The sequence below is a fragment of the Cryobacterium sp. 10I5 genome (assembly GCF_035019865.1).
GTDB lineage: Bacteria > Actinomycetota > Actinomycetes > Actinomycetales > Microbacteriaceae > Cryobacterium > Cryobacterium breve_A.
Genome location: NZ_JASJVI010000152.1, coordinates 1 through 4,376 on the forward strand (window position 1 = coordinate 1; position 4,376 = coordinate 4,376).

Here is a 4,376-nt window from a genome sequence, read left to right on the forward strand (position 1 = left end):
AAGGGGAAATCCTTCCCCGCCCTCTACGACACTATTCGGGACGATCCCGGTGCCTTACCCAAGGTTGACAGAGAGGGTGGTGGCTCCTCGGCGTCGCAACACTCATACTGATGACAGCCACGGGGCTGGATGGCTACGGAATGCGACTGTTCAGCGTACATATGGTCCAGCACATGACGCTCAGCATGTTCTCGCCGGTCCTGCTCGCGCTCGGTGCACCGGTAACTCTGCTGCTGCGGGTACTCCCGACCAGGCACGGCGGCGGCTGGAACCTGCGCAAAGGACTCCTCGCGCTGTTGCACAGCCGGTTCGCTCAGTTCGTCACCCATCCGGGAGTCACGACAGGCCTGTTCCTGATGAGCCTGTATGGGCTCTATTTCACCCCGGTCTTCGACTATCTGATGCGCACGATGTGGGGGCACAATCTGATGCTTGTGCACTTCCTCGTGATTGGAATGCTGTATTTCTGGGGGATCCTGGGTGTCGACCCTTCGCCACGGGAAGCGTCTCGAGGAGTTCGCAGGCTGGCTCCGCCGGTGCTGGCAATCCTGGAATTGTTCATCACGGTTCCGTTCCATGCGTTCTTTGGCGTCGTCGTGATGATGTCGGTTGCCCCGATCGTGGGGTTTTACACGTACCCCGTTCCTGGCTGGACTATTTCGCCGCTGGCGGACCAATCACTGGGGGGTGGGATCGCCTGGGGATTCACCGAACTGCCCACCCTGCTCGTCCTGGGCGCGCTGTTCCTTCGTTGGCAGAGTGCGGCTACGCGCCACGATCGAGTCGCCGATCGGAAAGCAGCACAAGACGGCGACGCCGAGCGCGTCGCATACAACTCATATCTCGCCGCGATCGGCGCCAGGGACGATCGCAGTGAGACGGCGCCGTAGATATGTTCGCGACCAATCAAAGGACAGTGTGACGAAGAGCAACGAATCGACACCACCCCATACCGTTCGCGGAGCGCTCGGGCACCTCGTCGGCTTCATCGCGATAAGTACCGTCGCGGGTGTCTTCGTGGCTGCCTCCGTGACTCCCGCGGTCGCCGTGTCTGGAATGGCGGCCACCAACGTCATCAAGACGTTCGAGAACCTGCCGAGCTATCTCGCGATCGACCAGCTCTCTCAGAAGAGCAATATCTACGCCAAACAGAGCGATGGCACGCCGGTGCTCCTGGCGTCGTTCTACGACCAGAATCGCGTTGATGTCGGGTGGGGAGCGATCAGCCAATTCGCGAAAGACGCGGCCGTCGCCGGGGAGGATCCACGTTTCTATGAGCACGGCGGGATCGACCTTCAGGGAACCGTCCGCGCCGTGCTGAGAACGGCAACGGGCAGCGCCATCCAAGGCGGCTCCTCGATCACGCAACAGTACGTGAAGAACGTCCTCGTGCAGAGGTGCGAGGTTCTGGACGACGCGAACGCCATTGCTGACTGCTATCGGGCGGCGACGGAGACGACAGCCGATCGCAAGCTCAAGGAAATGCGGCTCGCCATCGGGTTGGAGAAGGTCTACTCCAAGAACGAAATCCTTGCTCACTACCTGAACATCACGGGATTCGGAGGGACCGTATACGGCATTGAAGCTGCGGCCAACTATTACTACAACTCAACCGCCGCGGCATTGACACTGCCGCAAGCAGCCAGCCTGGTCGCGATCGTGAACAATCCGGGAAAATTCCGGCTCGACACCCCGACCAGCGCAACCAACGGCGAAGCAAACGGATACGCCGACAACACGAGCCGGCGCAACTACATCCTCGACGAGATGCTGCGCCATGGAAAGATCACCCAGGGAGACCATGACGCCGCGATAGCAACGCCGGTGGAACCCACCATCACCGAGCCGAGCACCGGCTGCAAAACGGCCGGAGCCAACGCCTTCTTCTGCGACTACGTGACCAAACAGCTCTTACACGACCCCGCATTCGGCGCCGACGAAGACACCAGACTCCTCACCTTCCGGCGTGGCGGCTACAACGTTTACACCACACTGGACCTCGACGTGCAAAATGCAGCCGTCGCCACACTGGCTGCGAATGTGCCCACCACATACCCCGGATGGGACGTGGGAGCCGTCGTCACGAGCGTCCAAGTCGGTACCGGACGCGTGCTCGCGATGGCGCAGAACAAGACCTTCAGTCAAGACCCCGACGTCCAGTCAACCGGTGCGAGTTCCACCGGAATCAACTACAACACCGATTACCAGGACGGTGGATCACATGGGTTCCAGCCAGGGTCGACCTACAAGGTTTTCACGCTGGCACAATGGCTGACAGATGGGCATGCGCTCAGCGAGCGGGTCAATTCCCGACGCACGAGCAACTGGGGCACCTTCTCGGACAGCTGCCTGGGCCCGCAGACCTATCCCGGATGGAACCCGAAAAACGATTCCTCGGGCGAGACCGGAGCGCACTACAGCGCTCTCGAATCGACGATCGACTCAATCAACACGGGCTTCATCGGAATGGCCAAAGAGCTGGACCTGTGCGGCATACGTAAGAGAGCAGAGGCGTTCGACGTCCATCGTGCAGACGGGAACCCTCTTTTGCAAAGTGCTGCGACCGTGATCGGTACCAACGAGGTCGCACCGCTGACCATGGCGGCAGCCTTCGCCGGCATAGCGAACGACGGCACGACCTGCACACCGGTCGCCATCGACAGCGTCACCGACGCGAATGGCGCCGACGTTCCCATTTCACCTTCCGTCTGTGCGCTGTCGGTGTCGCCTGCAGTGGCCGCAGGCATGACCTACGCGATGCATCGAGTGATGACCGGGGGCACCGCGTGGCAGTCCTATCGCGATACGACGCCACGAGTGCCGATGATCGGAAAGACCGGAACGACCGATGGCAACAAGGACACCTGGATGAGCGGAGCCAGCTCGAAAGTGGCGACGGTCGTCGGCGTGGTGAGCGTCACAGGGTCGGCCAACCAGCGCAATGTCTACTTCGACAGCGGTCAGGCTGCGACGGCCCGACATCGGATATGGCCCGATGTCATGTCAGTCCCTAACGCGAAGTACGGCGGGGATGACTTTGCCGAGGCATCCACCGACACCCTCTATGGAACGCCGGTGTCTGTTCCCGACGTGCGCGGCCAATCGGCTGCGCGCGCAACGGCCACCTTGGAGTCTGCTGGGTTCACGGTCGTGACCGGTCGGACCGCGGCGTCGGAGCTGGCGGCGGGAACGGTTGTCACCTCATCGCCGGCCGGCGGAACGAAGGCCCGTCCCGGTTCGACCGTCACTCTTCACACGAGTGACGGGGCTCTGAAGTCGCTGCCGGATGTTGTCGGCCTGACGGAAGGAGCGGCCCGGACAAAGCTCAGCGCCTACGCCCCAGTCGTCGTCGATACGACCGTCGTTGACCCAAAACAGGTCGGAGTGGTCCTTTCCATGACTCCCGGTGCGGGAACGGCGATGCACTCGGGCGGTACTGTGACGCTCACGGTTGGCCGGCTCGGCTGACGCCTCGATCCGGTCATCGGGCGGATCCAGCGGCCCGGAAGATCCGCCTGGGTGCCGTCGACCCGGGCGAATTACGTGGTCACGGCAGTGAGTGAGCGAACGCCTCGTGGTATTCATCGACGATGCGCCGGGTTGCCGCCCCGATCGGCCGGAATTCGTTGTCGGCAAGAACAAGAATTTTGTTCTTGTGCAACACTTGCATAAGAGCATTATTCGAGGAGGCGGACGGTCGGGTATTTCCGGCGTCGTCGCCGAGCGTGACGCACGCGCACCGCGTGCGTCGCAGGTGGTCACCCCACGGAATTGGATCATGATGAGAATGCGAACCGTGGTATGAGTTCAGACAACACCACGAGCGGGGCGGCCGGTTCGGCGGCGTCCAGGGTGACTTCCGACCTGAAGTCACTCCCGATGGCGGACGTGGAGAAGCAGCTGGGCAGTTCACCGGACGGGCTCACTCAGACCGAGGCAGCCAAACGCCTGGCGAAGTATGGTCCGAATGAGATCGCAGAGCACAAGACCAACGCACTGCTGAAATTTCTCTCCTACTTCTGGGGTCCGATCCCGTGGATGATCGAAATTGCGGTGATCCTGTCGGGTCTGGTCGGGCACTGGCCGGACTTCTTCATCATTCTCGTGCTGCTCGTAGCCAATGCTTTGGTCGGCTTCTTCGAAGAACGCCAGGCCGGGAATGCGATCGCCGCGCTCAAAGACACGCTCGCGATCAACGCTCGCGTTCGACGCGATGGTTCATGGGTCACACCCGCCGCCCGTGAACTGGTGCCCGGAGACGTGATCCGTCTGCGGCTGGGCGACATCGTTCCCGCGGATGCCCGGCTGCTGGAGGGCGACGAGATCGAGGTCGACCAGTCCGCGCTGACCGGCGAGTCACTGCCCGTGACGTGCGC

At 62.0% G+C, this 4,376-nt stretch carries 3 protein-coding genes and 1 pseudogene; all 4 read left to right on the plus strand.

Annotation, left to right across the window (positions count from 1 at the left end):
* Positions 1 to 86: 86 nt before the first annotated feature.
* Positions 87 to 890: pseudogene (locus QN350_RS19080) on the plus strand (cytochrome c oxidase assembly protein); the annotation flags it as partial.
* A gap of 28 nt (positions 891 to 918) precedes the next feature.
* A complete protein-coding gene (locus tag QN350_RS19085; protein ID WP_322140197.1) occupies positions 919 to 3,468 on the plus strand; it encodes a transglycosylase domain-containing protein in 2,550 nt (849 codons plus the stop codon).
* A 91-nt stretch (positions 3,469 to 3,559) separates the two neighbouring features.
* Positions 3,560 to 3,805, plus strand: coding sequence for a hypothetical protein (locus QN350_RS19090; protein WP_323517123.1), 246 nt, complete (start codon positions 3,560 to 3,562; stop codon positions 3,803 to 3,805).
* Positions 3,802 to 4,376: cation-transporting P-type ATPase (locus QN350_RS19095; protein ID WP_323517125.1), on the plus strand; the 575-nt coding region annotated here is incomplete at its 3' end. The genes QN350_RS19090 and QN350_RS19095, both read left to right, overlap by 4 nt.